This window comes from Methylobacterium sp. J-118, from assembly GCF_057836565.1.
Genome location: NZ_JBYQFA010000001.1, coordinates 5,634,847 through 5,657,931 on the forward strand (window position 1 = coordinate 5,634,847; position 23,085 = coordinate 5,657,931).

At 64.1% G+C, this 23,085-nt stretch carries 15 protein-coding genes; 5 read left to right on the forward strand and 10 right to left on the reverse strand.

What is annotated here, in order from left to right; translation table 11 throughout:
• Nucleotides 1-102: 102 nt before the first annotated feature.
• Nucleotides 103-402: a hypothetical protein gene (locus AC3IF3_RS27480; protein WP_489231048.1), complete on the reverse strand. Its 300-nt coding sequence runs from the start codon at nt 400-402 to the stop codon at nt 103-105.
• A 129-nt stretch (nt 403-531) separates the two neighbouring features.
• On the opposite strand from AC3IF3_RS27480, the gene AC3IF3_RS27485 reads away from it, so the two are divergent.
• Entirely contained in the window at nt 532-792 is a 261-nt protein-coding gene (locus AC3IF3_RS27485; protein ID WP_489231049.1) for a helix-turn-helix domain-containing protein, read from the forward strand.
• Nucleotides 789-965 (forward strand): hypothetical protein, encoded by a 177-nt coding sequence (locus tag AC3IF3_RS27490; RefSeq protein ID WP_489231050.1) that lies wholly within the window; start codon nt 789-791, stop codon nt 963-965. Before AC3IF3_RS27485 ends, AC3IF3_RS27490 begins: the two co-directional genes overlap by 4 nt.
• Here the strand turns inward: AC3IF3_RS27490 and AC3IF3_RS27495 are convergent.
• A complete protein-coding gene (locus AC3IF3_RS27495; protein ID WP_489231051.1) occupies nt 955-2,139 on the reverse strand; it encodes a winged helix-turn-helix domain-containing protein in 1,185 nt (394 codons plus the stop codon). The two genes, AC3IF3_RS27490 and AC3IF3_RS27495, sit on opposite strands and share 11 nt — an antisense overlap.
• A gap of 206 nt (nt 2,140-2,345) precedes the next feature.
• Complete coding sequence (gene ligD, locus AC3IF3_RS27500; RefSeq protein ID WP_489231052.1) at nt 2,346-4,856, reverse strand: DNA ligase D; 2,511 nt, start codon at nt 4,854-4,856, stop codon at nt 2,346-2,348.
• Nucleotides 4,857-5,061: 205 nt separating this feature from the next.
• Between ligD and ku the strand changes: the two genes are divergently transcribed.
• Together ku and AC3IF3_RS27510 are read left to right on the forward strand one after the other, a co-directional pair.
• Entirely contained in the window at nt 5,062-5,964 is a 903-nt protein-coding gene (ku, locus tag AC3IF3_RS27505) for a non-homologous end joining protein Ku (protein WP_489231053.1), read from the forward strand.
• 406 nt (nt 5,965-6,370) lie between these two features.
• Nucleotides 6,371-7,246 (forward strand): transporter, encoded by an 876-nt coding sequence (locus AC3IF3_RS27510; protein ID WP_489231054.1) that lies wholly within the window; start codon nt 6,371-6,373, stop codon nt 7,244-7,246.
• Between the two features lie 326 nt (nt 7,247-7,572).
• Here the strand turns inward: AC3IF3_RS27510 and AC3IF3_RS27515 are convergent, their stop codons facing one another.
• From AC3IF3_RS27515 to AC3IF3_RS27540, 6 genes are all read right to left on the reverse strand, one after another.
• Entirely contained in the window at nt 7,573-9,534 is a 1,962-nt protein-coding gene (locus tag AC3IF3_RS27515) for an ATP-binding response regulator (protein WP_489231055.1), read from the reverse strand.
• Nucleotides 9,535-10,262: 728 nt separating this feature from the next.
• Entirely contained in the window at nt 10,263-11,276 is a 1,014-nt protein-coding gene (locus tag AC3IF3_RS27520) for a transporter family protein (protein ID WP_489231056.1), read from the reverse strand.
• A 1,260-nt stretch (nt 11,277-12,536) separates the two neighbouring features.
• Nucleotides 12,537-14,879: a putative bifunctional diguanylate cyclase/phosphodiesterase gene (locus AC3IF3_RS27525; RefSeq protein WP_489231057.1), complete on the reverse strand. Its 2,343-nt coding sequence runs from the start codon at nt 14,877-14,879 to the stop codon at nt 12,537-12,539.
• Nucleotides 14,872-16,275 (reverse strand): cytochrome P450, encoded by a 1,404-nt coding sequence (locus AC3IF3_RS27530; protein ID WP_489231058.1) that lies wholly within the window; start codon nt 16,273-16,275, stop codon nt 14,872-14,874. Before AC3IF3_RS27530 ends, AC3IF3_RS27525 begins: the two co-directional genes overlap by 8 nt.
• Before the next feature lie 66 nt (nt 16,276-16,341).
• The gene (locus AC3IF3_RS27535; protein WP_489231059.1) at nt 16,342-16,761 is read right to left on the reverse strand and encodes a DUF2147 domain-containing protein; all 420 of its coding nucleotides are present in this window, start codon (nt 16,759-16,761) and stop codon (nt 16,342-16,344) included.
• A gap of 325 nt (nt 16,762-17,086) precedes the next feature.
• Nucleotides 17,087-17,773: an OmpW/AlkL family protein gene (locus AC3IF3_RS27540; RefSeq protein WP_489231060.1), complete on the reverse strand. Its 687-nt coding sequence runs from the start codon at nt 17,771-17,773 to the stop codon at nt 17,087-17,089.
• A gap of 619 nt (nt 17,774-18,392) precedes the next feature.
• Here AC3IF3_RS27540 and AC3IF3_RS27545 point away from each other — a divergent pair.
• Entirely contained in the window at nt 18,393-19,892 is a 1,500-nt protein-coding gene (locus AC3IF3_RS27545) for a DUF2252 domain-containing protein (protein WP_489231061.1), read from the forward strand.
• 25 nt (nt 19,893-19,917) lie between these two features.
• On the opposite strand, the gene AC3IF3_RS27550 is transcribed toward AC3IF3_RS27545, so the two are convergent.
• Nucleotides 19,918-22,971, reverse strand: coding sequence for a response regulator (locus tag AC3IF3_RS27550; RefSeq protein WP_489231062.1), 3,054 nt, complete (start codon nt 22,969-22,971; stop codon nt 19,918-19,920).
• Between the last annotated feature and the right edge of the window lie 114 nt (nt 22,972-23,085).

The window sequence follows — 23,085 nt, forward strand, 5'->3', positions numbered from 1 at the left end:
CGTTCGGGCTCCAGTGAGGGCTCGTGGGGACGGGTCGGCGGTGGAAGGGGAAGGGTCCCGTTTGGGCGCCGATCTCAGGCCGGCTTAGGACGGATCAGGGCTTCAGTGCGCAACCATGTGCCGGGCGAGCTTAGCGGCGCCCCAGGCAGCCTTGAGCGCCACGGATATCGCCTCGGCCCAGATGCAGCCGAAGCGCTCCTGATGGAGCCGAGCCGCCTTCGCGGCAGCCTGCATGATCGCGGAGCGGTCGAACTTGCCGGCAACAACCAGTGGGCGTCGGCTGAGGCGAACGGTGAGGTTCACCGAGGCCTTGGCGGCAAGGAGGCCGGCCGGGATCTTTGCGCGGTCGTCGCGGATGTCGCGGAGAGCGTCATTCCAGGAGATGCGGCGCTGAAGTGGCATGGCTGATCCATCAACCTATGGAATAACCATAGGATGGTGCTCATCCTGAGGCCTGTCAATAGACCTATGGCTCAGCCATTGAATTTGTCGTGGCCTCGGGGTACCGTCTGGTATGGAGATTGATCCCTGATGGCCGAGCAAGCGATCCGACTGACGCCCCGGCTATGCCGAGCCGCGCGAGCAATGCTTGGATGGCGCCAAGCGGATCTCTTCGAAGCATCGCGGGTGCCCACGCCTACGATCGAAGCCTTCGAGCTTAAGCCCGAAACCGCACGGATGATGGGGGCCAACATGCGGGCCTTGATCGTCGCCTTCGAAGCCGCCGGCCTGGAGTTCATCCCCGAGAATGGCGGTGGACCCGGGATCCGTTTCAGGGACCGTCGGTCATGAATGCCTACACCGTCGAGCAGCTCGCTCCCGGCAGCTACGACGTCCAGCTCAACGGCAGCCCCGTCGCGGCCCTCGTGCGCGAGGTCGACCGCAACGACGCTGTCCTCGAGTGGCTGGTCGAGTTACTCGACGAGACCCCGCCGACCGAGCGGCCTGCGCCATTCACGGTGTAGATCGGATCGAGACGTCGGGCAGGCCGAGCCACGAGGCCATCGACCGAAGCTCGTCGAGCATCCGTTCCATTGTGTCCGCCGGCGCGCCCGGCTCGAGGTGCGTGCGCAGCACGATCAGGGCGCCGGCCCTGCGGTCCGCTTTCAGGTCGACGCGGGCGACGAGCGCGCCGTCCATGAGGAACGGCAGTACGTAGTAGCCGTGCTCGCGCTTGTGGGCGGGCGTGTAGATTTCGAGGCGGTATCGGAACCCGAACAACCGCTCCGTCCGCGGCCGATGCCAGACGACCGGGTCGAACGGCGAGAGGAGGGCTGCGCCGGCATGCCTGCGACCGGGCCGGGCATCCTTGTGCAGGTAGGCCTGATGCTCCCACCCACGGACATGCACTGGAACGAGGATGCCCGCCTCGACGAGCTGCTCGATGGGCAGGCGCGCATCGGCCGGCGAGAGGCGGAAGTAGTCGCGCAGGTCGTTCGCGGTCGCCACGCCGAGCGCCTCCGCCGACCGTGCGACGAGCTCGCGCCGGGCGTCCACGGGGTCTGGGGTTGGTCGTGCGATGACGATCCGGGGCAGCACGCGCTCGGGTAGGTCGTAGACGCGCTCGAAGCTCCCCCTTCGATGCGTCGACGCGACCAAGCCCGCCCAGAACAGCCATTCGAGCGTGTGCTTGGCGTCGCTCCAGTTCCACATGCCCTTGGACGCCTTCGGGCTCGACACGTCGGAGGCCGCCAGCGGTCCCTCCCGTCCGATGCGGGCGAGCAGAGCGTCGGCCTCCGCGCGCCGCTCGCTCGCGAACGGCTCAAGCCGGCTCCAGACGCCGCGGCCCTCGCGGGCGCGGTCCATGCGCCAGCGCAGCAGGGGGTGCAGGTCGATTGGCAGGAGGGACGCCTCGTGGCCCCAGTACTCGAAGAAGCACTTCGAGCTGGCGACCGCCAGGGTATCGAGGGTGCCGCGATCGTACGGTCCAAGGCGCGAGAACAGCGGCATGTAATGGGCGCGGACGAGGACGTTCACGCTGTCGATCTGGAGCAGGCCCAGCCGGCCGATCGCCCGGCGCATCCGTGCGGTGCCGACCTCCGCCCGACGATCTGCCCTGCCGAAGCCCTGGGCGGCCAGAGCGATGCGGCGCGCCTCCGCGTTCGACAACTCGAGCGTCAGAGTCAGTCTCCCGGGCATGCGTGACGGAACGATCCGCCCCGCTCGCCGGCCGGATCTTCCGCCGAGACCGATACGATCCCATCGCTGGGGAAGACAACCGGCGGAGATCGACCGCCGATCGCGGAGATACCGTGGATCGACGACGACCCGTACAGGTAGGGACACGAACGGGTGCTGCCTCGGTACCGAACCGAGGAAGGCGACCACGTCTCGGGTGCCTGCGTCTAGGTCCGTCGACGACCGCGTTTTCCGGACGCCTCCAGAGGCCTCGCCGCGCGTTCGAAACCGGCCCAGGGATCCCGCGCGAGAGCTGCGATCCGACCGGGGACGCTGGCGACGCCGAAGCGCGCTCCGGAGCCTAGCGAAGGGAGCTCCTCCCAACCCACCGGGACGGAGACCGGCGCTCCCGGGCGTGCCCGGGTCGAGAAGGCCGCGACCGCGGTCGCGCCCCGCTGGTTGCGCAGGTAGTCCACGAAGATGCGGTTGTCCCTGGCCTTCTTCGAGACCGTCGCGACGTACAGGTCGGGCGCGTCGCCGGACATCTCGGAGGCTAGACGCTTCGAGAACGCCTTCGCCTCGTCCCAGCTGGCCTGCGGTTCGATCGGGACGACGACGTGCAGTCCCTTGCCTCCGCTCGTCTTGACGAAGGCCCCGAATCCCGAAGCCCGCAACCGCTCGCGGACTTCGGTCGCCCCGGCGATGAGATCGCTCCATCCGACGCCCGCACCCGGATCCAGATCGAAGACGAGACGATCCGGCCGATCCGGATCGGCGGCCGGCGCCCCCCACGGGTGGATCTCCAGGACGCTCGCCTGTACCAGGGTCCGAAGACCTTCGGGGCTCCCGATCACGACGGCGTTGCCGGCGTCGTCGCCCAGGACCTGGAGATGGCGCTCGTCCATGCCTGCCCAGCCGTGCTTCTGGTAGAAGCAGGATCCGAGTCCATCCGGGCATCGGAGAAGCGACAGCGGCCTACCCACAACGTGCGGCAGGATCCGGTCGGCGATTTCGGCGTAGTATTCCGCCAGCCCCTCCTTAGTCAGGCCGACGTCGGGCCAGAGCACGCGATCCGGATGCGTCAGGGCGGCGAGCGCCGCGGCCCCCCGCTGCCGCGTCTTCGGACGGGCCTCCGCCTTCCGGCGGACGACTTCGTCCGGCGACACGTCGGGCCGAAGCGACTTGAACGACGCGTGCCGCAGCTGGTCGTCGACTGTCCAGCCGCGGAAGGTCACCTCGCAGACGAGCCGGGGCTCGACCCAGCGGGCGTTGCGGCGCGCAAGCGGCGGCATCTCGGCGTCGAAGGGCGGCGACGGGATGCGAAGCGGATCCAGTTCGGTCCAGAGATCCCGTGCGACCGCGTCGCGGAAGCCGGTGCCCACCCGCCCGACGTGGACGAGGCCGCCGGCGTCATCGTGCGTGCCCAGGATCAACGACCCCACGGACTTGGGTGCCGTGGTCGACGGCATGTAGCCCGCGACCACGAACTCCTCCGAGGAACTGCACTTGATCTTGCGCCAGGCATCGGTCCGACCCGACCGGTAGGGCGAGTCCGCGCGCTTGGCGACGACGCCTTCCAGTCCAAGCCGGCAGGCGTGGCGCGCCATGGCCTCGCCGTCGGCGGCGAGATGCTCGCTGAACCGGATGCGGCCACCCGGCGGGGCGTCGTCGAGACTCTGCAGCAGCAGATCCTTGCGTTCGGTCAGGGGCAGCGCCCGGATGTCTCTGCCGTCCATGTAGAGCAGATCGAAGGCGTAGAAGATCGCCGATCCCGTATCGCCGGCGGCGAGCGCCTGCTGCAGGGCGGAGAAGCTGGATACCCCGCTCTCCGTCTCGACCACGATCTCGGCGTCGATCAGCGCAGAGGGCAGCTTCATGGCCTTCAGGGCCTGGGCCGTAGGTTCGAACTTCGCCGTCCAGTCGAGGCCGGAGCGCGTCAGCAGCTTCACCGAACCCCCGTCGATGCGGGCCTGCATGCGGTAGCCGTCGTGTTTGATCTCGTACAGCCAGCCGTCGCTGGTCGGCACGCCGTCGACGAGGGTCGCGAGCGCGGGCTCGACGAAGGGCGGCAGAAGCGCCTTGCGAGCTCCCTTGGAGCGGCTCGCCGGCGGCTTCGTCTTCCGCTCGGCGGCCACTTCGGCGCGTGCGGCATGATCGGCTCTGACGACCCCGTCCACCGCCAGATCCCGATTGGTCCGGCCCGATAGCACCGACGCCTCGTGCTCGACGAGGATGTCGCCCTCGCTGCGGGCATGCTCGTCGTCGGCCTTCATGAGAAGCCAAGGTTGCTTCTTCTCGCCGCCGCGGCCCTTCATCCGCACGAGGTGCCAGCTCCCCCCGAGCCTCTCGCCGTGTAGGGCGAACTCGAGGTGCCCCTTCTCCAGCCCGGCGGCCGGATCACCGACGGGCTCCCAGGAACCGGTGTCCCAGACGATCATGGTTCCGCCACCGTACTGGCCCTTCGGGATCGCGCCTTCCCAGCCCAGGTAATCGACGGGGTGGTCCTCCGTCCGGACGGCGAGCCGCTTCTCGGCGGGCGACAGGCTTGGTCCGCGGGTGACCGCCCAGCTCTTGAGAACTCCGTCCATCTCGAGACGAAGGTCGTAGTGAAGGCGCCGGGCGTCGTGCTTCTGGACGACGAACCTCGCCTTGGCGACCTTGCGGCCGCGCTTCCCCTTGGGCTCGGGCGAGGCCCCGAAATCTCGCTTGTCCCGATACGGTCTGAGCAGCTCGGCCATCGCTTCGTGGAAACGGGATCGGCTGGATCGAGTTCCTGGACGGATCCGGACGGCGGGGAAATCTACAATAAACGACAGGTTATCCACAGGCGTATCTGTGGAGGAACGAGTCGAGTTCGACTCTCGTTTAACCGTCAAACTCCCAATCGGCGCTCTAAGGATGCATCGATTGGGGTGGATACTTGAACGGTTTCGGGAGATCGACGTGGCAGCGCGCGCCAACTGGAAAGGTCATCTTCGACTTTCACTCGTTTCCTGCGCGGTCGGATTGTATCCGGCAGTCAGTTCGTCGAGAGAGCTGAAGTGTCATACGATCAACCGCGAGACCGGAAACCGTCTCAAGCAGCTGATGGTCGACTCCGTCACCGGCGACACCGTCGAGCGCGACGATCAGGTCAAGGGCTGCGAGATCGCCAAGAACGAGCTCGTGCCGATCGAGGACGACGAGCTCAGCGAGATCGCTTTGGAGAGCACGCACACGATCAACATCGAAGCTTTCTGCCGGCGCGACGAGGTCGACGAGCGCTACTTGGACAAGCCGTACTACCTCGCGGCCGAGGACAAGGTCTCTCGCGAAGCCTTCGCCGTCATCCGGGATGCGATGAAGAAGAAGGGCATGGCCGGGCTCGGACGCATCGTCATTTACAAGCGCGAACGGGTGGTGCTGCTCGAACCGTACGGCAAGGGCCTGCTGGCCACGCTGCTGCGCTACCAGGACGAGGTCCGGTCGCCGACGGCCTACTTCGAGGACATGCCCGACGGCGATCCGACGGCCGAGATGCGAGCGCTCGCCGAGGAGCTGATCGCGCGATCCACCCGGAAGTTCGATCCCTCGAAGTTCGAGGACCGCTACGAGGAGGCACTGATCGCCCTGGTGAAGGGGAAGGCCCCGAAGCCGGCGAAGGGCAAGGGCAAGGCGAAGGCCGGTGCGCCGAGCTCCGGCAACGTCGTGAACCTGATGGAAGCCCTGAGGCGCAGCATCGACTCCGAGAAGGTCGTTTCGCCGGCCAAGGCGCAGCCGCGCAAGACGGAGACTAAGCCCTCGACGCCCGCGAGGAAGCGCGCTTCGGGCAAGGCTACCGCGGGCAGGACCCGAAAGGCTGCTTGACCGGCCGTCTGTCCGGCCGGCGCACCGCCGAGATTATTGCGTACTAGCCCGGCCGTGACGGTTCCAAGGTAACGGCTGCCAGCCTGTCCATCACCGACCCAACCCAGTCATGTGATCGGTCGTCGGCACTTCCTATAAGCGGTTATTGGTCGGCCGTCCGGCAATCTTGGCTAGGGGTGGTGAACGGACCTCGGCCTTGCGCTTCAAACCAGACGCCCCGCTACGCACCGGGCCTCACTGTGGGCGCGGTTTGAATCATCCAAGGAAGCGAGCCTTCGATGTGACAGATGTTGCCCAACGGCTACGCTCGTGTCGCAACTCTGCATCCCACGCACAGGAAGGCCACTTAATCCGTTCTGGCATGCAATAACGGCCGATCCGACTACGGAGAGGCTTGGACTGCGGAATGACGACAGCTGGGCTTATCCGACCGATCCATATCGCTGCCCTTTCCGCCTCGCTCACCTACGGGTTGGCCGGCATCCCCGTGCAGGCTGGTTCATCGGCACAACCTGGACAGACTGTAGGGCAAGCCCCAGGCGCGCCATTGCCGATCGGGCTCTACTTCATTGACACGTCCAGTTTCGGCTCGCGGGACATCACCCCACGCGGCACCGACTCGAACATCAATCTGCCGTCCTTCATCTGGGCGACACCGGCAGAGGTGGTCGGCGGACGGCTGCAACTTGTCGTGCTACAGCCGATCACAGCTTCGAGCACACGGGGCGCGGCGTACCAGAGCGGGTTCGGCCAGACGCTGCTCGCTGCGCAGGTGGCCTGGAAGCTCGGCAACAATATCAACTTCAGCTACCTGCTCGGGGCCTACCTACCCAGCGAGACCAAGATCGTCATCCAAAATCCGGTTCTGCACCAACGTTTCGCCATCACATACAATGGCGATGGATGGAACCTGACAGGCAACTTCCTGTACGGCACCTTCTTCGATACTCGATCGGCCAGCGGTACCTTTTACCCCGACTTCCTCAACCTCGACCTCACGGCCACCAAGCATTTTGGCAAGTGGGAAATCGGGCCGGTAGCCTTCGGATCGACCGACCTTCCGACCAACAATCCGTCCTATGCTCGGCAAGGCCAGTTCGCCGTGGGCGGCCTCGTGGGCTACAACTTCGGCGCGGTCAATCTCCAGGCCTACGTTACGCGGGACGTTGTTCAGCGCAATTACGCAGGACTTGAGACACGCGGCTGGTTGCGCGTAACCGTGCCGATCTACCAGGATAAAAGCGAGACGCCTGAGCCTAGCCCTATCCTGCGCAAGTTCTGAAATCGTCTCGGGCATGCGTGATGAGGGGCGTTATCCCCCTGCGATGGATGAACGAACGCCCCTTGCCGGATCCTGCATGCCTGAATGGATCGGATCAGCCAGGACTCAAGGCGGGTCGTGAGCGGGAGCGGCGACCATGTCCGCTTTTACGCAGTGTCGCCCGGAAGCGGACCGGCGAAAATCCACCCAATCCAGCCATTCAGCGGCGCCCGCCAACGCGACCGAACCTGGCCGAAAGCCTCCAGTCTGCTTCGAACAAGAACTGCCGCCAAAGCGGACATTGAAGTGGGCACGACGCTAATGCTGCTACGCCGACCTCGCCTTTCTCAAGCTGAAAGTACCTTGAGCCTTTCGGCCAAAGTCGCCGATGCGAAGTCGCCGCGATTGAGGATCTGGCTGGCGCCGCGAAGCTTCCTCCGGTCGTCCGCCGAGAATTCGCGACCCGTAAGTACAATCACTGGGATGTCCGAACAGCCGGGTACGGCTCGAACGCCCTCCAGGAAACCGAAGCCGTCCATGATAGGCATGTTAAGGTCGACGATCACGACGTCCGGCCTGGTATCTGCCGCGTGCTGCAGGCCTTCTTCGCCGTTCGCGGCTTCCACTACCGACCAGCCGTCCTCCTCTAGGGTGGACCGCATCGCCATGCGGGTCACGGCCTCGTCTTCGACCAGCAGCACGGTGCCGCGCCGGTCCGTCTCCGCCAGCCTGAACTGGTTCACGATTTTGCCGAACCGTGACCAGTCGACCGGCTTTAGCATGTAGTCCGAGGCGCCAAGCGACGCTGCAAGATTGCGCTGGTCGACGGACGTCACCATCACGACTGGGATCGACGCAAGCTTTTCGTCCGCCTTGATCTGGCTTAGCACGGACCATCCGTCCACACCCGGCATCATCACGTCCAGCAGGATGGCCCGCGGCCGCAGCCTCCGGGCGAGTTCGAGCCCGCTCCTGCCGTTCGCCGCTGTCTGTACCTGGAAGCCCTCGCGATGAAGGAATCTCGTGGTGAGGGCAAGTTGGTCCGTATCGTCGTCGATGACCAAGATGACATCGCCCACCAACTCATCGTCTGCGATGACGTCTGGATCAGGTGATGCTTGCTCGTCGGCTAGGGGAACGAAAGTCGCTGGCACAGTGAACGTAAAGGTGCTGCCCTGGCCCAGGACGCTGGACACTGTGACCACCCCCGCGAGCATGTCGGCGAAGGAACGCGTGAGCGAAAGACCAAGCCCGGTCCCGCCGAAGTTGCGCGTCGTGGAAGCATCAGCCTGCTCGAAACGCTGGAACAGGCGTGACACCTGCTCAGCTGTCATGCCTATCCCGGCATCAGAGACGGCGAACGAAAACCGGTCGACACCTGAGGCGTCCGTCGTGCGAGAGGCGGCAAGTGTGATAATCCCGCTTTCCGTAAACTTGGCTGCATTGCTCAGGAAATTGAAGAGTACCTGCCGCGTCTTGGTCAGATCGGAATGCATACGGCCCAGCTCGGGTGCCATCTTTAATTCCAGCTTATTACCCTTCTTACCGATCAGCGTAGCGACCGAACTCGCGACGTCGCGCAGCATGTCATCCACCGCGAAATCCTCGGCGTAGACCTCCATCTTGCCGCTCTCGACCTTCGAGAGGTCCAGCACGTCGTTGATGAGCCCGAGCAGGTGACGGGCGTTGCGCTCGACCTTGCCAATGTCGGCCACAAGGTCCGACGCATCGCAGCCGTCCGCGATCTCCTCACCCATCATCTCGCTGTAGCCGATGATGGCGGAAAGCGGTGTGCGAAGTTCATGGCTCATATTAGCCAGAAAATCGCTCTTCGCCGTGTTAGCCTGCTCGGCCGCTTCCTTAGCAGCCTCCGCCGCAGCGTTAGCGCTGGTCAGCGCCGCCTCCCTGTCGACGAGGACGTGGTTCGCTGCGTTGAGCCGCCCCAACGTAGCTTCATTCTGCACGACGGAGCGGCGCAACGCGTGGCAGATCCACAGCATGGTCGCACCGACCGTCACGTACTGACACAGCAGCGCGACGTCGACGCCGCCGAGTATCCCGTCGCGCGTGTAGAACCACGCGGCGATCAAGGTGGACAACAACAGCGCCAGCGTCCCGGCCCCCCAGCCGAAAGCCAGAGTGACGACCATGAGGACAGGAATGTACAGCAGGAACGGAGCGACATGGGCTGGAGCCAGGAACCGAACGAACGTCATGGCGCCGATCAACAGCAGCGTGACACCGTAGTCGGTTACCGGCGAATGACGCCGGCGGGCGACTGTCCCGATCAATTTGTGCAAGCTGCTCATGGGTAGTGAGTGTCACGACCTGCGAGCTATGGAAAGCGAGCGGTGCCCGCCACTGTCAGCCCTGAACGGAACGAACGTCTTCGCGGGTTGTCCGGTGCGGTAATCACGCTCAGGCGGCCGAGCCGACCGCGTTTAGCGCGTAGTGGCCGACTGGATCTGGCCGCAAGCGGCTGGTCTGCTTCAGAGACGGTACGCCGGAGAAGCGGACGGTCTTGTTGCGACCCAGCTCGGCCGGTCAGATCGCCGTCGGCGCTTACTGAAAGCGGTCATTCGTCGGCCACCTTAGCAACTTCGGCTCGGGTCGGAAGCAGACAAACGAGCAGGCGCAAATGATGTTGGATGCGTACCTGTTGGCATGCTTATGTGTGAATGACTACATCTTGGCTACGCGCGCGACACTAGCGTTGTGTCCAATCAGCCCGCTTTGTAGGGTCTGAACGTTCCTTAGGACGCTTATCAAATCGAAGCACCTCGATCCAAGTCCACTTCTCGCCGCGCAGATTTTCAATACCTCGCGCATTTAAAATATCTGCGATTTCCGCTGGGTCAGAAACTCCACCCATCCGAATCTCTTGCATCACGAAGCAAATCTGAGCCGCTCGCTCGATACGATCTTTGCGATGCTTTTCCATAGGGTGAGGTATATTTACAATTTAGGCCGAAAATGGCCCGCACCGTTGCCAGTGCGAGCCAAACGTGGGTAGTTCTGAACTACTGTTCAGTAACGCTCAGTACTTGCGCACCAGCGGCGCCGGGATCGGCGAAGCGGCGGCGACCGGCGAGTACAGCGGGACAACGAACCGGATCCAGCCGTCGGTGGAGTAGTCGCTGCGGGTGCGGCCGAACGCATTGGTGAGAGTCGCGCCGGTCACCACGTCGCGGGCGACGTAGGCCTGGACAGTAAAGATTTTGAAGTCGTAGCCGATCAAACCACCGAGGGCGAAGCGGCCACGGTTGCCAGCTGCCGCGCTGAACTGGCTGATGTCGAAGTTGTAGGTGCCATAGCCGACAGCACCGATCTCGAAGTTACCAAACTTCTTCGTCGCGGTGAGGTCGAAGTTTAGGGCATCCGAGATGCGGATCGGGCCGATGAAGTTGCCGACCGAACCACTGAAGCGACCGGGCGAGTCGTAGATGTTGGCGGTCAGGTTGGCGGTAATGTTGTAGCCGTCGCCGGTGTAGCTGCCGGCGACACCGAAGCGGTAGGTGTTCGAGGCAAGCTGCGGCAGCACAGGCGTGCCGACCGGAATCCGACCCGCACCAGAGATCGGGTTCGCGGCGGTAGTGCCGTTGAACAGCGAGCCGCGATCACCGTCGAGGTCGTTCAGGTACACGCCACCGAGCAAGCTGACGCCGAAGTTGCTGCCGAGGTCGAACGCCCAGATGCCGCCAACGAAGGTGCCGACGTTGATCGAGATATCCTTATTAGGCGATCCCGCCGCGTTGCGGGTGAAGACGAACACGGTCGGGGGCGCCACGAGCAGCTCGACGCGGCCGCCGAGCGGCACCAGCGGGGTCGAGTAGACGAGGACCGGGATGTTGACGGCCGTGTCGGCGTCGTTCCGGCCGTCGGTGCGGCGGTAGGTGAACGTGTTGATGGCGTAGAGGCCTTCAGGCAGCGGCGCACCGACGGCGAGACCGACCTGCTCACCCGGGACCGTGGTCGATTGCGCCTGCGCGATCGTCGACGTCATGCCGACCGTGAGCGCGACCGCGCCGGCCGCAAGCCAGTTCTTCATCATTTTCTCATTCCTTCCCAAGGTCCCAAGGCATCCGTCCCGCATTCGGCATTTCCATGCCGGTCTGCTCGCCCATCGCGGCTGCCGGCTTCGGACCTGCCGAGCGCCCCCACGGAGCCTGCCCGTCTCAACGCAGGAAATATCCTACGGTTAGCGATTGATTGGTAGCCCGAACTGCTCAGGTCCCAAGCATCGATACGCAGTAGTGGCAGAAATGCACCATTTTTGTCGCGCTGCAATATGTAGGGTCGGGTCCCACCCCGGGCCTCATCAGCACACACCTCTGAGGCGGCCGCGCCATCGCGCCAAATTTGTTACCAAAATCTTAATCAGGCTGAAATTCACTGATTTTGTAGTCCGATAGGCCGTCGAGAGTTCGAGCAACTCGCCAACAATTAGCAGTGTTTGTGATGAGGACGTGGCGGCGCCAAGCTTGGTCGGACGGGCTTGGCCTGGTGCTGATCGCCATATGCGAACCCTGGTTCGTCAAGCGCTTCGGGAACCTGACTACCTCCGGCGGGCCCCATGCGCGCTTGGCAATATTGTGCACCGACAGCGAATCAGCGCACAGCTCGCGCAGCACTGCCTCGCCGCCTCCCGCTTCGACGCGTTTGAGCGCCGCACCGGGTAATGGATCAGGGCTATAGAGGTTCAGAACGCAGCTGAGCGTTCTGCCGCGTATGGGCTCGGATCCGCCGAGCCATCCGCTCGAGATCGCCTGGGACCATGCACCGTCCGTCCTTAATGGCATTTATGGGTAGTGAACGGGTCAGGCGACGATGTCTGCTTTCATGCATTGCTGCCTTAAAGCGGACCTGCCGAAATCCACCCAACCCAGACGCCCGGAGGACAATCGGCGGAAGCCGAAGCTAGCCGAAAGCAGCTGGTCCGTTTCAGAGAAGACCCACCAACAGAGGGACAGGCCGCCATCCAACTTTACTGAACAAGCTAATCTACGGGGCCCCCGAAGTGGACATTCGCAAGTTAGCGCTGTCGAGCTATGTTGCGGCGCAAAAGGTCAAACTTTGCGTGCGCAGCCGCCGTCGTGCAGGGTTGAAACGTTCATAAAGCCTTTGCTAAAGAGGAACATGAGCACAACGGCTTCTAAGTGAGAGCAATTACAAGAGGACTGCGCACAGCTCGGTTTCAATCTTAGGGTGGTACGGAGGTCAGAGTACACTCCCATTTCGCTGTGTCGCGCAACATAAAACTCGAATTCTTCGACGTGGAGTGTGCCATGGCGGCGGGTTTAACCCTCGCCGCTCAAGCGCTTCGGCTGGCAATCAAGTCGAGGCCATCATTTGCGGATACCTCCGCTCTACGTGCGTCCTGTCGAAACTGTGGGATGTGTAGCAAGGTCTGCGGCAGCGCACACAGGGGCTGGGCACGCCCGTACAGGTAACCCTGAACATTATCGCAACGTTTGGCGTGCAGCAGGTTCAACTGTTCGACGTCTTCGACCCCTTCAGCAGTGACCTCCATGGAAAGGGCCCGGGCCATCAGCGTGACGGCTTCCACGACGACGGCGCTTTCCGGTCGGTCGCGAAGGTTGCGGACAAACGACTGGTCTATCTTGATCGTATCGAACGAAAAGCGGGTGAGGTAGCTGAGCGAAGAATATCCGGTGCCAAAGTCGTCGAGCGCGATCCGAACGCCCCGGCTCCTCAGGCGCGCCAGGTTGCCGAGGACGTCGTAGTCGCGATCGAGCAGAATGGATTCGGTGATTTCAATCTCAAGCAGCTGCGGATGCAACTTGGTACTGTCGAGAACCTCAAAAACGTGCTCGACGAAGTCAGATAGCTTGAAGTGGTTGGATGAGATATTGACGGCAACGCGCCGGCCCTGCCACGCCAGTGCATCCACGCACGCCTGGTGCAGTGCCCAGCGCCCGATCTCGACGATAAAACCCGTAGACTCGGCGATAGGGATGATCTCGGCCGGCGAGATCCAGCCTTCGGTGTCGTGGTGCCAGCGCAGCAGCGCCTCGAAACCCTTGATGCTTTCGTCCGATAAACGGATTTGCGGCTGATAGTGAAGTTCGAAGCCGCCGTCGGTCAAAGCCTGGCGCATCTCCCGGTCCAGGCGCCGGCGCCGCGCGAGGCGCTCATCGAGCACCACGTCGTAGCGCTCCGCCCGGCCCTTGCCCGCCTGCTTGGCGCTGTACAGAGCCAGATCGGCGCGCGCCAGAAGCTTCGCGTCATCGCTCGCGTCCTCGGGGGCGACCGCGATGCCGACACTCGCCCCAATGGCTAACAGCTCGGTCTCGATGCGAAATGGCATGCCGACGCGAGACACCAGGGTCGCAGCGAGCGCTTCGGCCTCTCCACGCCCTTGGCCCGTCAGCAGGATGGCGAACTCGTCGCCGCCGAGCCTGCTTACCATGGCGGCCCGCGGAGCGAGCTCGCGCAGGAGCTTGGCGACAGAGACAAGCAGCATGTCTCCGGTGCCATGCCCGTACCGGTCGTTCACGGCCTTGAACCCGTCGAGGTCGATGCAGAGAAGCGCGGCCTCGTTCGCGTCTGCGCTCGCGCATGCCGTGTTGAGTGCGTCCTGGAAGGCCGCGCGATTGGGCAGGCCGGTCAACACATCGTGGGTTGCAATATGGCCAATGCGAAGCTCCGCCTCGCGATCGCGGGTCACGTCGGACCCCACGCCGCGGTAGCCCCGGAACTCCCCGCCGGAGGAGAAGCACGGCTTGCCATTCAACGTCCACCAGCGATCGAGCCCATCGACCCGCAATGCGATCGTCGAAGCTTGGAGGGCGTCGCGGATGGCCATCGACTGAGCGACAGTCGCGATAGTGCCATCGTGATCACCGTCGCGGGCGTACCTCGCCAAGACCGTGACGAAGACCTGCTCCTGGATGGCCTCGATCGGGCAGTTCAGCGCGGCCGCCATGCGGGCGGGCGCGTGCCTTAGACGGCCTTCGACGTCGGTCTCCCACAGCCAGTCGCTTGCGCCTGCCTCGAAGTCGTTGAGCAGCAATGCGATGGTCTGACCTTGTTCGGCAACTAGCAGGCGATCGTAGATCCGCTCGCGGGCGTAGCGCGCGAGACGGTGCTGGCTGACGAAGACGAAGGTCGCGTAGATGGCCAGCAGGATGGAGATGTATTCGAAATAGGGCGGCTGCAGAACGCACAGCGCGATGGCCGAGCCAGCTACGATGGGGATGACGAGGGCCATGGAGACGGCCAGCAGCGGGCCAACCACGAAAGCGTCGGAGACGAGGCCCGCAGCGGTGGCGATCACGATCTGCTGATGACCGCCATCGGCGTCCTTAAACAGGACGTAGGGCATCGTCGACCAGATCGCTCCAATGGTGAAGGCGAGGCCGATTGCAAGGCGGCGTCCGCGCCCGATCGTCGAAGAGCTCGATCGGGGAATGGCGTCCTTGAACTTAATCGCGAGCGTGATGGTGACGGCGTTGGTGAGGCTCATGGCCGCCACCAGGCAGATCAGGTGGGGCTTGGGCGCGCTCTGCCAGAAGAAAACGCTCATGGAAACGGCGATGGCGACGTGGGCGATCGAGGAATAGTTCGCCACCGCCACGGTCTCGTTCACGAGCGCGGCTAGGATCGACGTCTCGTGCCGCTCCGGCTTACCCATGGCGGGACCCGCGAGGCGCGACCGAGACCGGCATTCCTCCCGTGGGGCGCAGCGTGATGCGCATTTGCGCGCGAGGCGGTGTGTACTGCAGGTGACGCAGCCGATAGGTCGGGAGGAGGCTGGCCAGCACGACCAGGCATTCCGTCATCGCCAGTCCAGCGCCAATGCATACCCGCGGCCCCGCGCCGAATGGCATATAGGCGAAGCGCTCCCGTCCGGCCGAAAGGCTGGGCGCGAAACGATCGGGATCGAAGGCTTTGGCACGGGGCCACAGGCGTTCCTGACGGTGGAGGGCATAGATTGGGATGTGAATCGAGCTTCCAGCCTGCACGGTCGTCCCACCTAGCGGCACCGGCCGGGTCGTTCGACGTACGATCAGCGGCGCGGGAGGGAACAGCCGCATGCACTCCATCAGCACCTGCTGGGTGTAGACGAGGCGATCGACGCAGGAAGGATCGCCGGTGAAATCTGGGTTGATCGCCTCGATCTCATCGAGAACCCGCCGCTCGATCTCTGGATGGTCGTTTAGCAGCCGCAACGTCCAGGTTAGCGCGAGGGCCGTCGTCTCGTGGCCCGCGGCGATAAAGGTGAGGAGATTGTCGACGATGGCCTCATCGTCCATCGGCGTGCCAGTCTCTGGGTCCCGAGCACTTAGTAGCATCCCGAGCAAGTCCGTGCCCCGCCCTCCCGAGGTCCTTCTGCGGCTCACGATGGCGGCCATCGCCGAACGCGAGGCCATCGCCGCTTTGGCCCCCGCCCCTTGGCGGGGATGTGGTACCCAAGACGGCACGCCCACCATCGCATAGGCCATCTTCCAGTTGGTGGTGCCGATATAGGTTTCCAGTGCCCGCTCGAAGGCATCGACGTCGAGCGCGCTGTCGCCCGACACGAGGGCCGCCAGGATGATGTCGAGCGCTGTCCGCATCATGTCCTGGAGAAGGTCGAATGGCTCGTGCGGGTCGCGGAGCGACCAGCGCGCGCCCGTCGTCTGGGCGGCCTCGTGCATGCGGGGCACCAGCGAGCGGATGCCGTCCGGCCTGAAGGCCGAAGCGACAGTTCGTCTCTGCAAGCGCCAGGCGGCCCCGTCGCTGGTGAGAATGCCGTTTCCGAGCGCCAGCACCAAGGCCCGCTGTGCGACCTCCTCCCGCGCCAGCGCGTCCGCGTGATCGACCAGCAGGGTCCGGATCAACTGCGGGTCCGTGATGAATACGGTGATGCGTCCCAGCAGTCGCGTCTCGACCAGCGCCTTGGAGTAGACAGCGTCCGGCCATACGTCGATGAGGCTTCGAACCATCGTGGCGATCTGCATGGGCAACCGAGCGGTCGCGCCAATCCGCGCCAGCAGCCTCGTGGAGCCTGTCGAGCAAACCTGAAGCTTGCCGGCGGAAAGAAACATCGTGGACCTTTCAGCGGCCTGCATTGCTCGGGCTAGGGGCCAATCGAGGCCGCGTCGTCGTTAGGGTCAGGGCTGGCGGAGGAAGCGCACGGTCTTGCAGACGAGTCCGCCGAGCACACAGCCTTCCGTCACGAGCCGATCGCCCATCAGGACCATGGTCCCGGAATAGTCGCGCCCATCCTCCGGGTTGTGAGCCGAACCGGACCAGCGATTGGCTGTCGACGCCTTCATGTCGTAGAAGACCCGATCGCCTATGCGGCCCGGCCCGGTGGCATCCCTGAGCCAGACGATGTGCCCGCAGAGCGCGTCCCGGCAGGGCGCGATCCGCACGCTGCCCGCGCCGTCCTCGCGCCTCCAGACGCCCTCCGGACCTGCAGTACTGGCGGCGCAGGTGCCAAGCCAGAGTATGGAGGCCAGAGACCAAATCGGTGGTGTTGATATACGGGGCATGAAGCGGACGAACACCGAGACGCACTGTCGAGACATTAACAATTTAAATTCGAACCGTTAAAGAAAGCTTCGACAACATAAATTGTGACTGCAGCCTACCAACGTCGTGATCAGGTGCGGGGCGATCGACCGGAGAATGAGATTAGTTCGGCCTCCGCGACTCTTCCTCCACCCCACGTCATGATGGGGGTTGCCGGCTCGGCACGGGGCGGGGTCCAGCCGGCTGGTCATACTCTCGACCCCACAACCGCGACGCGGTCGAACAGGCTTTATTGCAGCTTTACTTCTTTCAAAAATCGTGACCGGCATGACAGAGTTTTGAGCTCGACCCGTATGAGTTGTTTCCACAAGAGGGTCGAGCTTAGAATTTGTAGAGCAGACCCGAACTCAAGACGACAGGATCAAATCGCACGTTGGCCTTGATCGGTACTGCACCGAGATACCCGCGTGCCTGCGTCCCAAGCCATGCTGCCTTGACATCACCAAAGACGCCCCAGTGCTCGTCGAGCATGTAGTTTGCGCCGATCTGGCCGACCACGCCCGCAGCGGAACCTACTTTCAAATTTCTCGCTGCGCCGTCCTTCTCGCTGAACACGAACGTCGCGGCGGGTCCGATTCCAACGTAGGGCTGTAGCCGACCCAGACTTAAGAAGTGGTACTGCACCGTTGCAGTTGTCGGCGCATAGATGATCGAGCCAAGGCGTCCGACCGTGCTAATAGAGCCCGCGCCATCGATCCGGGCTTTCGGAGGAGCTCCGCCTGTCACCTCGATCGCGAAGTTCGGGCTGAAGAAGTAGCCGGCCTCCAGCGATGCCGTAACTTGCGGCTCAATGTCGATGTTCGCGCCCGGTATCCGTGAACCCAAAGCGCGGACGCTCGCGCTTTCGTTGAGAATCAAACCCGTGACGCCAGCGCGCAAGAAGAACCGGCCTTGGATCGGTTCGGAAGTATAGGCTGCGGGCGTCTCAGCTGGAAGATCGGCGGCGCTCGCGGCGAGAGGGACTGTGAACGCAAGCGCGACGACGGCGGGCAACAGGACAGGTTTCATTGGCGGGTCCGCATTTGTTCTCTGAATAATCGCTACGCGCCGATGGTTAATAGACGTTATCCGAGGACCATATCGAGTCTACGGGAATTACGGTGCCAGGCTGCAGTGAACGCGAGTTTGCAGCCCAACGACGATTTTGCCAATTCGCACAAAGTGCATCACGATTGCATAATGGCACAGTGTCTGAATGATCAGAAAAATCGAACTTCAACAAACGACAAATAGTCAGAGTGGAGTATCCCTTGGTCAAAAATAAATCTGTTGGCATTCGGAGCGTGAGTAAATCGGGGTGCGTCTTCCGTGTTATCGTAGACGAGCGTTTTATCCGGTTTGACGTCCGATAATTAAATTGATTTGGTTACGAGTTGCGCCCATTTTCATGGGATTTCCTAGGCCGCTCTTATGCGAATGGCCCAATGTCGCATTCGTGATGCCGGAAGTACGCTATTGAGGAGCGCCCAAGGCTCCTTGAATGACCGGGATGGGCGCCAAGCGGCCGGCCAAACCTGAACGGGCGTTAGCCGTCAGTCGGGGGGTGTGCGGTTAAGTCCACGTTGAGCGGAGGGGTTTATTCCGCAGCCAGGCCGTTGGCATGTTCTGTAGTAGTCGGACGAGGTCGATGGAACGGTCAGCTCAGCCAACGGATACCCCATCGGCGGCGGCCGCTGAGAAGGATGCGGTGATCGAAGCTGCAGAGGAGGCGGTCCTAGAACCCCTCGCAGACTTCCCGCATATCGACCTTCGATCGGGTGTGGAGCCGTGGGAGAAGCGTCGCGCCGCCGGCAAGATCCTGCGCTTGGAACTGCCCCACGCTGCTCATGCCGATCTCAGTATCGCCGGCGATCGTCCCGACGCTGTCGCCCTCATTGAGGCGGCGCACGAGGGGCGGCAATTACACCTGATCCCGCTGCGGGTCGCCCGTATGGCATCTTCGCCGTTCGCGTTCCTGCGCGGCGCTGCTCAGGTCATGGCCTGGGATCTGGCACAGGGGCCGCGCGGCGCCATCGATGTGGTGATGAACGGCGATGCGCATATCGCGAACTTCGGGCTGTTTGGCTCACCCCAGGGTGACATGGTGCTCGACCTCAACGACTTCGACGAGGTCACAGTCGGGCCCTGGGAGTGGGACCTGAAGCGCCTATGCGCGAGCATCGAGGTCGCCGCGCGGGACGCCGATGTCCCCCCAGCGGAACGGCGGCAAGCGGTTCTGAGCGCGGTAGCGGGTTACCAACACACGATGGACGATCTGGCTCCGCAAGGTTCGCTCGACGTGTGGCAGCGCGCGGCGCGAGCCGATGATCTGGCCTTCGCCGGCATCGAGATCGACGCGCGCTCGCAAGCTGTCGTACAAAAGGCCGTCGAGAAGGCGCGGCGAAAGAACAATACGAGCTTGCTCGATCAAGTGGGCGAGCGTCGCACGGACGGTGGCTGGCGCTTCCGCGAGGAGCCACCGATCCTCGTCCGCGTCGATCAGGCCACGCGCGAGGCCGTGACGACCGGCCTGGAACGCTACGCCGAGACGCTGCCGCGCGAACGGCGGTTCATGCTCAGCCGCTACCACGTGGTCGATGTGGCTCACCGCGTCGTCGGCGTCGGCAGCGTCGGCACCCGGGCCTACGTCGCGTTGCTATGCGGCAACTCGGATCAGGATGCACTCTTCCTCCAGGTCAAGGAAGCCGTGCGACCGGCCCACGCGCCGTATCTACGCGGCATGCCTCAGCCCTACGCCAGCCACGAGGGCGAGCGTGTGATCTACGGCCAGCGCCTCCTGCAGGCCGTGGGCGATCCGCTGTTGGGGTGGACGAAGATCGACGGGCGGCCGTTCTACGTCCGGCAGATGAAGAACATGAAAGGTGAGATCCCGGTCGCGCGGATGACGGGCCGGTCGCTCCTGTACTTCTCGCACGCTTACGGAGCCCTGCTCGCCAAGGCTCACGCACGCACCGGGGATGCGGCGGCGATCGCGGGTTACTGCGGCCATGACGGCCGCACCGACCTGCGGGAGGCCCTGGCCGATTGGTCGATGGCCTACGGCGATCGTAACGCGGAAGATTATCGGGCTTTCCGGGACGCCATCTCAGCCGGCAGGCTCAATGCGGCCGAGGATCCGCATCTTTGACGTTACGTGTGTAATGGCAGCTTGGTCATTCGGCCATCGTCGTGATCTCCGACGCGGCGGCATGATCCGATCCGAGCCCACCATGCTGATACTCGGCGGGATCAGCCCCATAGAGCGTTCTCAGGAGCGCCGAGAGATCCGAGAAGGACAAGCCGGCCTTCTGTACGACGCGGTCGGCCTGCCCGGCCAGCTGACGGAAGTCGTCCGCCGTGACGTCCTTGGCGGTCAGCACCACGACGGGGATGTCGTACCACTCCGGGCGCGTGCGCAACAGGCGCAGGAACCCGAACCCATCCAGCTCCGGCATCATCAGGTCGAGCAGGATGAGACGGGGTTTATGCTCGGCTACCGCCGTCAAGCCTGCCCGGCCATCCACCGCCGTCACCACCGTCCATCCGTCCCGGGTCAGCTGCGTGGTCATCAATGTGCGTAGGTCTGGATCGTCATCCACAATCAGCACGGGTCCGTCGTGCGGCTTCGGGCGGAACCGTTCCATCGCCTCCTTCAGCTGCACCCAGTCGACCGGCTTCTGCAGGTAATCGGTCGCACCGAGCGAGAAGGCGAGGTTCTGCTCGTCGAGCACGGTGACCATGATCACCGGTAGATCACCCAGATCCGGGTCGGCGCGCAACGCGCGCAGCACGGCCCATCCGTCCATGCGCGGCATGGTCACGTCGAGCAGGATCGCCCGTGGGCGTCGAGTACGGGCCTGCTCCAGCCCCGCCTTTCCGTCGGGCGCTGTCGCGACGTGGAAGCCTTCCTTGGTCAGGAAGCGCGCGAGCAGGTCGCGGGTCGCCTGATCGTCGTCGATGACCAGAACCTCGCTGCCCTGCACGGCTTGATCATCGAATCGCGGCACGCCGGACGATGATCCGGGCGGTGCGTGTATCTCCTCGCCTCCGGCCGCGCTCGCTAGAACGGTCAAGGTGAAGGTCGTGCCTTGGCCCTCACGGCTCGCGACCGCGATGTCACCGCCGAGCATATGCGCGAACGCCCGGGTGATCGCCAATCCCAGCCCCGTGCCGCCGAAGCGCCGCGTCGTCGAGGCGTCTGCCTGGCTGAAGCGCTGGAACAGTCGCGCCACTTGCTCCTCGGTCATGCCGATGCCGGTATCAGACACGGCAAAGACTAGTCGGTCGCCCTCGTCATCCGTCTGCCGGCGTGTCGACAGGGTGATGCGCCCGCCTTCCGTGAACTTGGCCGCGTTGCTCAGTAGGTTGATCAGGCACTGGCGAAGCTTGGTCGCGTCGGTGTAGGCGCCGCCGAGCCCGTCCCCGAGATCGAGAACGAGGGCGTTGCCCTTCTTCTCGACCAGCGCCTCGACCGTCGCTGCGACATCGCGCACGGTCGCAGCGATATCGAGGGTCTCGGGATACACCTCCATGCGCTCGGCCTCGATCTTCGAGAGGTCGAGGACGTCGTTGATCAGCCCGAGCAGGTGACGCGCGTTCGCCTCGATCTTCTTCATGTCCGGGAGCAGGTCCGCCTGACCGGCGTCCTCCATCTCCTCCTGCAGCATCTCCGAGTAACCGATCACCGCCGAGAGCGGCGTGCGCAGCTCGTGGCTCATGTTGGCCAGGAACTCGGATTTGGCGCGGTTGGCCTCCTCGGCAGCCTCCTTGGCCGCTGCGAGCACGTGCTCGGAACGCTTGCGTGCGTCGATGTCGGAAACGACGACCACACCGCCGACGAGCGCGCCATCCGGATCACGCATCGGCGCACCTGCGAAGCCGATCCAGGCGTGCGAGCCGTCGCCGCGCCGGTAATCGACTTCCAGCTCCGCCTGAGGCTCGCCTTCGCGTACCACCTGGATCAGCGGCCACTCCCTCGGCTCGACCGGCCGGCCATCCTCGTGGAAGCCGACCCAGCGCGCCGGTCCCTCACCGGGTTGCGCGGGCAGGACCCCGTGCCCCAGTATCGCCTCGGCCCGGGCGTTGTGGCCGGTGATCCGGCCGGACGGCGCCTCGGCGATGAGCACGCCCACCGGCAGGGTATCGAGCACGGTTCGCAGCAGCGCTTCGCCCACGCGTACCTGCGCCTCGGACAAGGCCGCTGTGGTCACATCGGCGACCACGACTCCGACCCCGATCGCCGCCGGCCCCTCATCTTGACGCAGCGGATAGAAGCTCATGCGGAAGTGGCGCGTCCCACCCGGCGCGCTCTCGCTCGGCACGGTCACAGGCACGTCGGCGCTGACCAAGCCATGATCGCGTGCCGCTTCCACCAGCGGAGTGAGCTGCTCTTCCAACCTCGGCAGCAGGGTCCAGATCGGTGCACCGAGATCCGCCCCAAAGCCGCGCTCGCTCATCGTCGCCAACGCACGGTTCATGTGGCGGATCTTCAGATCACCGTCGAGGAAGCCCAGCCCGACCGGCGCGTTGGCGAGCACGCCCTCGAACAACCAGCTGCTGCGCTGGCTCTCGCGGCGGCGGACGAGGGCGAGGCGCGCCAAGAGCGCCACGGCGAGAGTGGCGCAGAGCAGGCTGAACGCGGTCAAGATGGTGTTGCGCAGGCTGTCGCGGCGGTCGATCTCGGCCAACGCTTCGTCGGCGCGCTGGTCCGCAACTGCGGTCGCAGCGCGGATCGCATCCATCAAGTGCTTGCCCTCGCCGGTCGCGACCAGGGCCGCAGCGGCGTCGGAGCCTCGGTCGCGACGGATGGTCACGACCTGGTCGGAGAACGCTCTCTCGCCTTCGATCAGCGTGCGCACGGGGGCGAGCGCCGCGACGGCAGGGTCAATGGCCGTGTGGTCGGACGCATTAAGGTAGGCGGCTTCCTCCCCGATGCGGTTGAGTGCGTCGGCGTAGGGTTCGAGGTACTCGGGCATACCGGTCAGGGCGTAGCCGCGCATGCCGGTCTCCAGATCCTTCATGGTCGAGACCAGGCGATCACTGTGGCTGATCAAATCGCGCTGGCGCGACTGCTCCCGGCGAGCGGCATCGCCGGCTGCGAAGTTCCAACCGACTAGGGTGACGGCTAACGCGAGCAGTACGTAGGCCAGGGGCGAGCTCGGCAGACCGGCAAAGGGTCGAGAGCCGTGCCAACCGGGGCGTCGTATGAGCGAGGCCGTATTGGGCATCTGATCTACCTATGCCCCTGGCATCCAGGCACAGGTTACTCGTAGCCCTCGAGGCCTATGGACGCGAGCCCTCCCTGATTTAGTCACCCTTACGCACATGGCCCCGCGTAGCCA

Excerpts from the sequence above, each read along its gene's own strand:
- AC3IF3_RS27490 (WP_489231050.1), top strand. The coding sequence starts at position 789 with ATGAATGCCTACACCGTCGAGCAGCTCGCTCCCGGCAGCTACGACGTC.
- AC3IF3_RS27530 (WP_489231058.1), bottom strand. The coding sequence starts at position 16,275 with ATGTTTCTTTCCGCCGGCAAGCTTCAGGTTTGCTCGACAGGCTCCACG.
- AC3IF3_RS27510 (WP_489231054.1), top strand. The coding sequence starts at position 6,371 with ATGACGACAGCTGGGCTTATCCGACCGATCCATATCGCTGCCCTTTCC.
- ligD (WP_489231052.1), bottom strand. The coding sequence starts at position 4,856 with ATGGCCGAGCTGCTCAGACCGTATCGGGACAAGCGAGATTTCGGGGCC.
- AC3IF3_RS27485 (WP_489231049.1), top strand. The coding sequence starts at position 532 with ATGGCCGAGCAAGCGATCCGACTGACGCCCCGGCTATGCCGAGCCGCG.
- AC3IF3_RS27535 (WP_489231059.1), bottom strand. The coding sequence starts at position 16,761 with ATGTCTCGACAGTGCGTCTCGGTGTTCGTCCGCTTCATGCCCCGTATA.
- AC3IF3_RS27520 (WP_489231056.1), bottom strand. The coding sequence starts at position 11,276 with ATGATGAAGAACTGGCTTGCGGCCGGCGCGGTCGCGCTCACGGTCGGC.
- AC3IF3_RS27495 (WP_489231051.1), bottom strand. The coding sequence starts at position 2,139 with ATGCCCGGGAGACTGACTCTGACGCTCGAGTTGTCGAACGCGGAGGCG.
- AC3IF3_RS27550 (WP_489231062.1), bottom strand. The coding sequence starts at position 22,971 with ATGCCCAATACGGCCTCGCTCATACGACGCCCCGGTTGGCACGGCTCT.
- AC3IF3_RS27540 (WP_489231060.1), bottom strand. The coding sequence starts at position 17,773 with ATGAAACCTGTCCTGTTGCCCGCCGTCGTCGCGCTTGCGTTCACAGTC.
- AC3IF3_RS27515 (WP_489231055.1), bottom strand. The coding sequence starts at position 9,534 with ATGAGCAGCTTGCACAAATTGATCGGGACAGTCGCCCGCCGGCGTCAT.
- AC3IF3_RS27525 (WP_489231057.1), bottom strand. The coding sequence starts at position 14,879 with ATGGGTAAGCCGGAGCGGCACGAGACGTCGATCCTAGCCGCGCTCGTG.
- AC3IF3_RS27480 (WP_489231048.1), bottom strand. The coding sequence starts at position 402 with ATGCCACTTCAGCGCCGCATCTCCTGGAATGACGCTCTCCGCGACATC.
- AC3IF3_RS27545 (WP_489231061.1), top strand. The coding sequence starts at position 18,393 with ATGGAACGGTCAGCTCAGCCAACGGATACCCCATCGGCGGCGGCCGCT.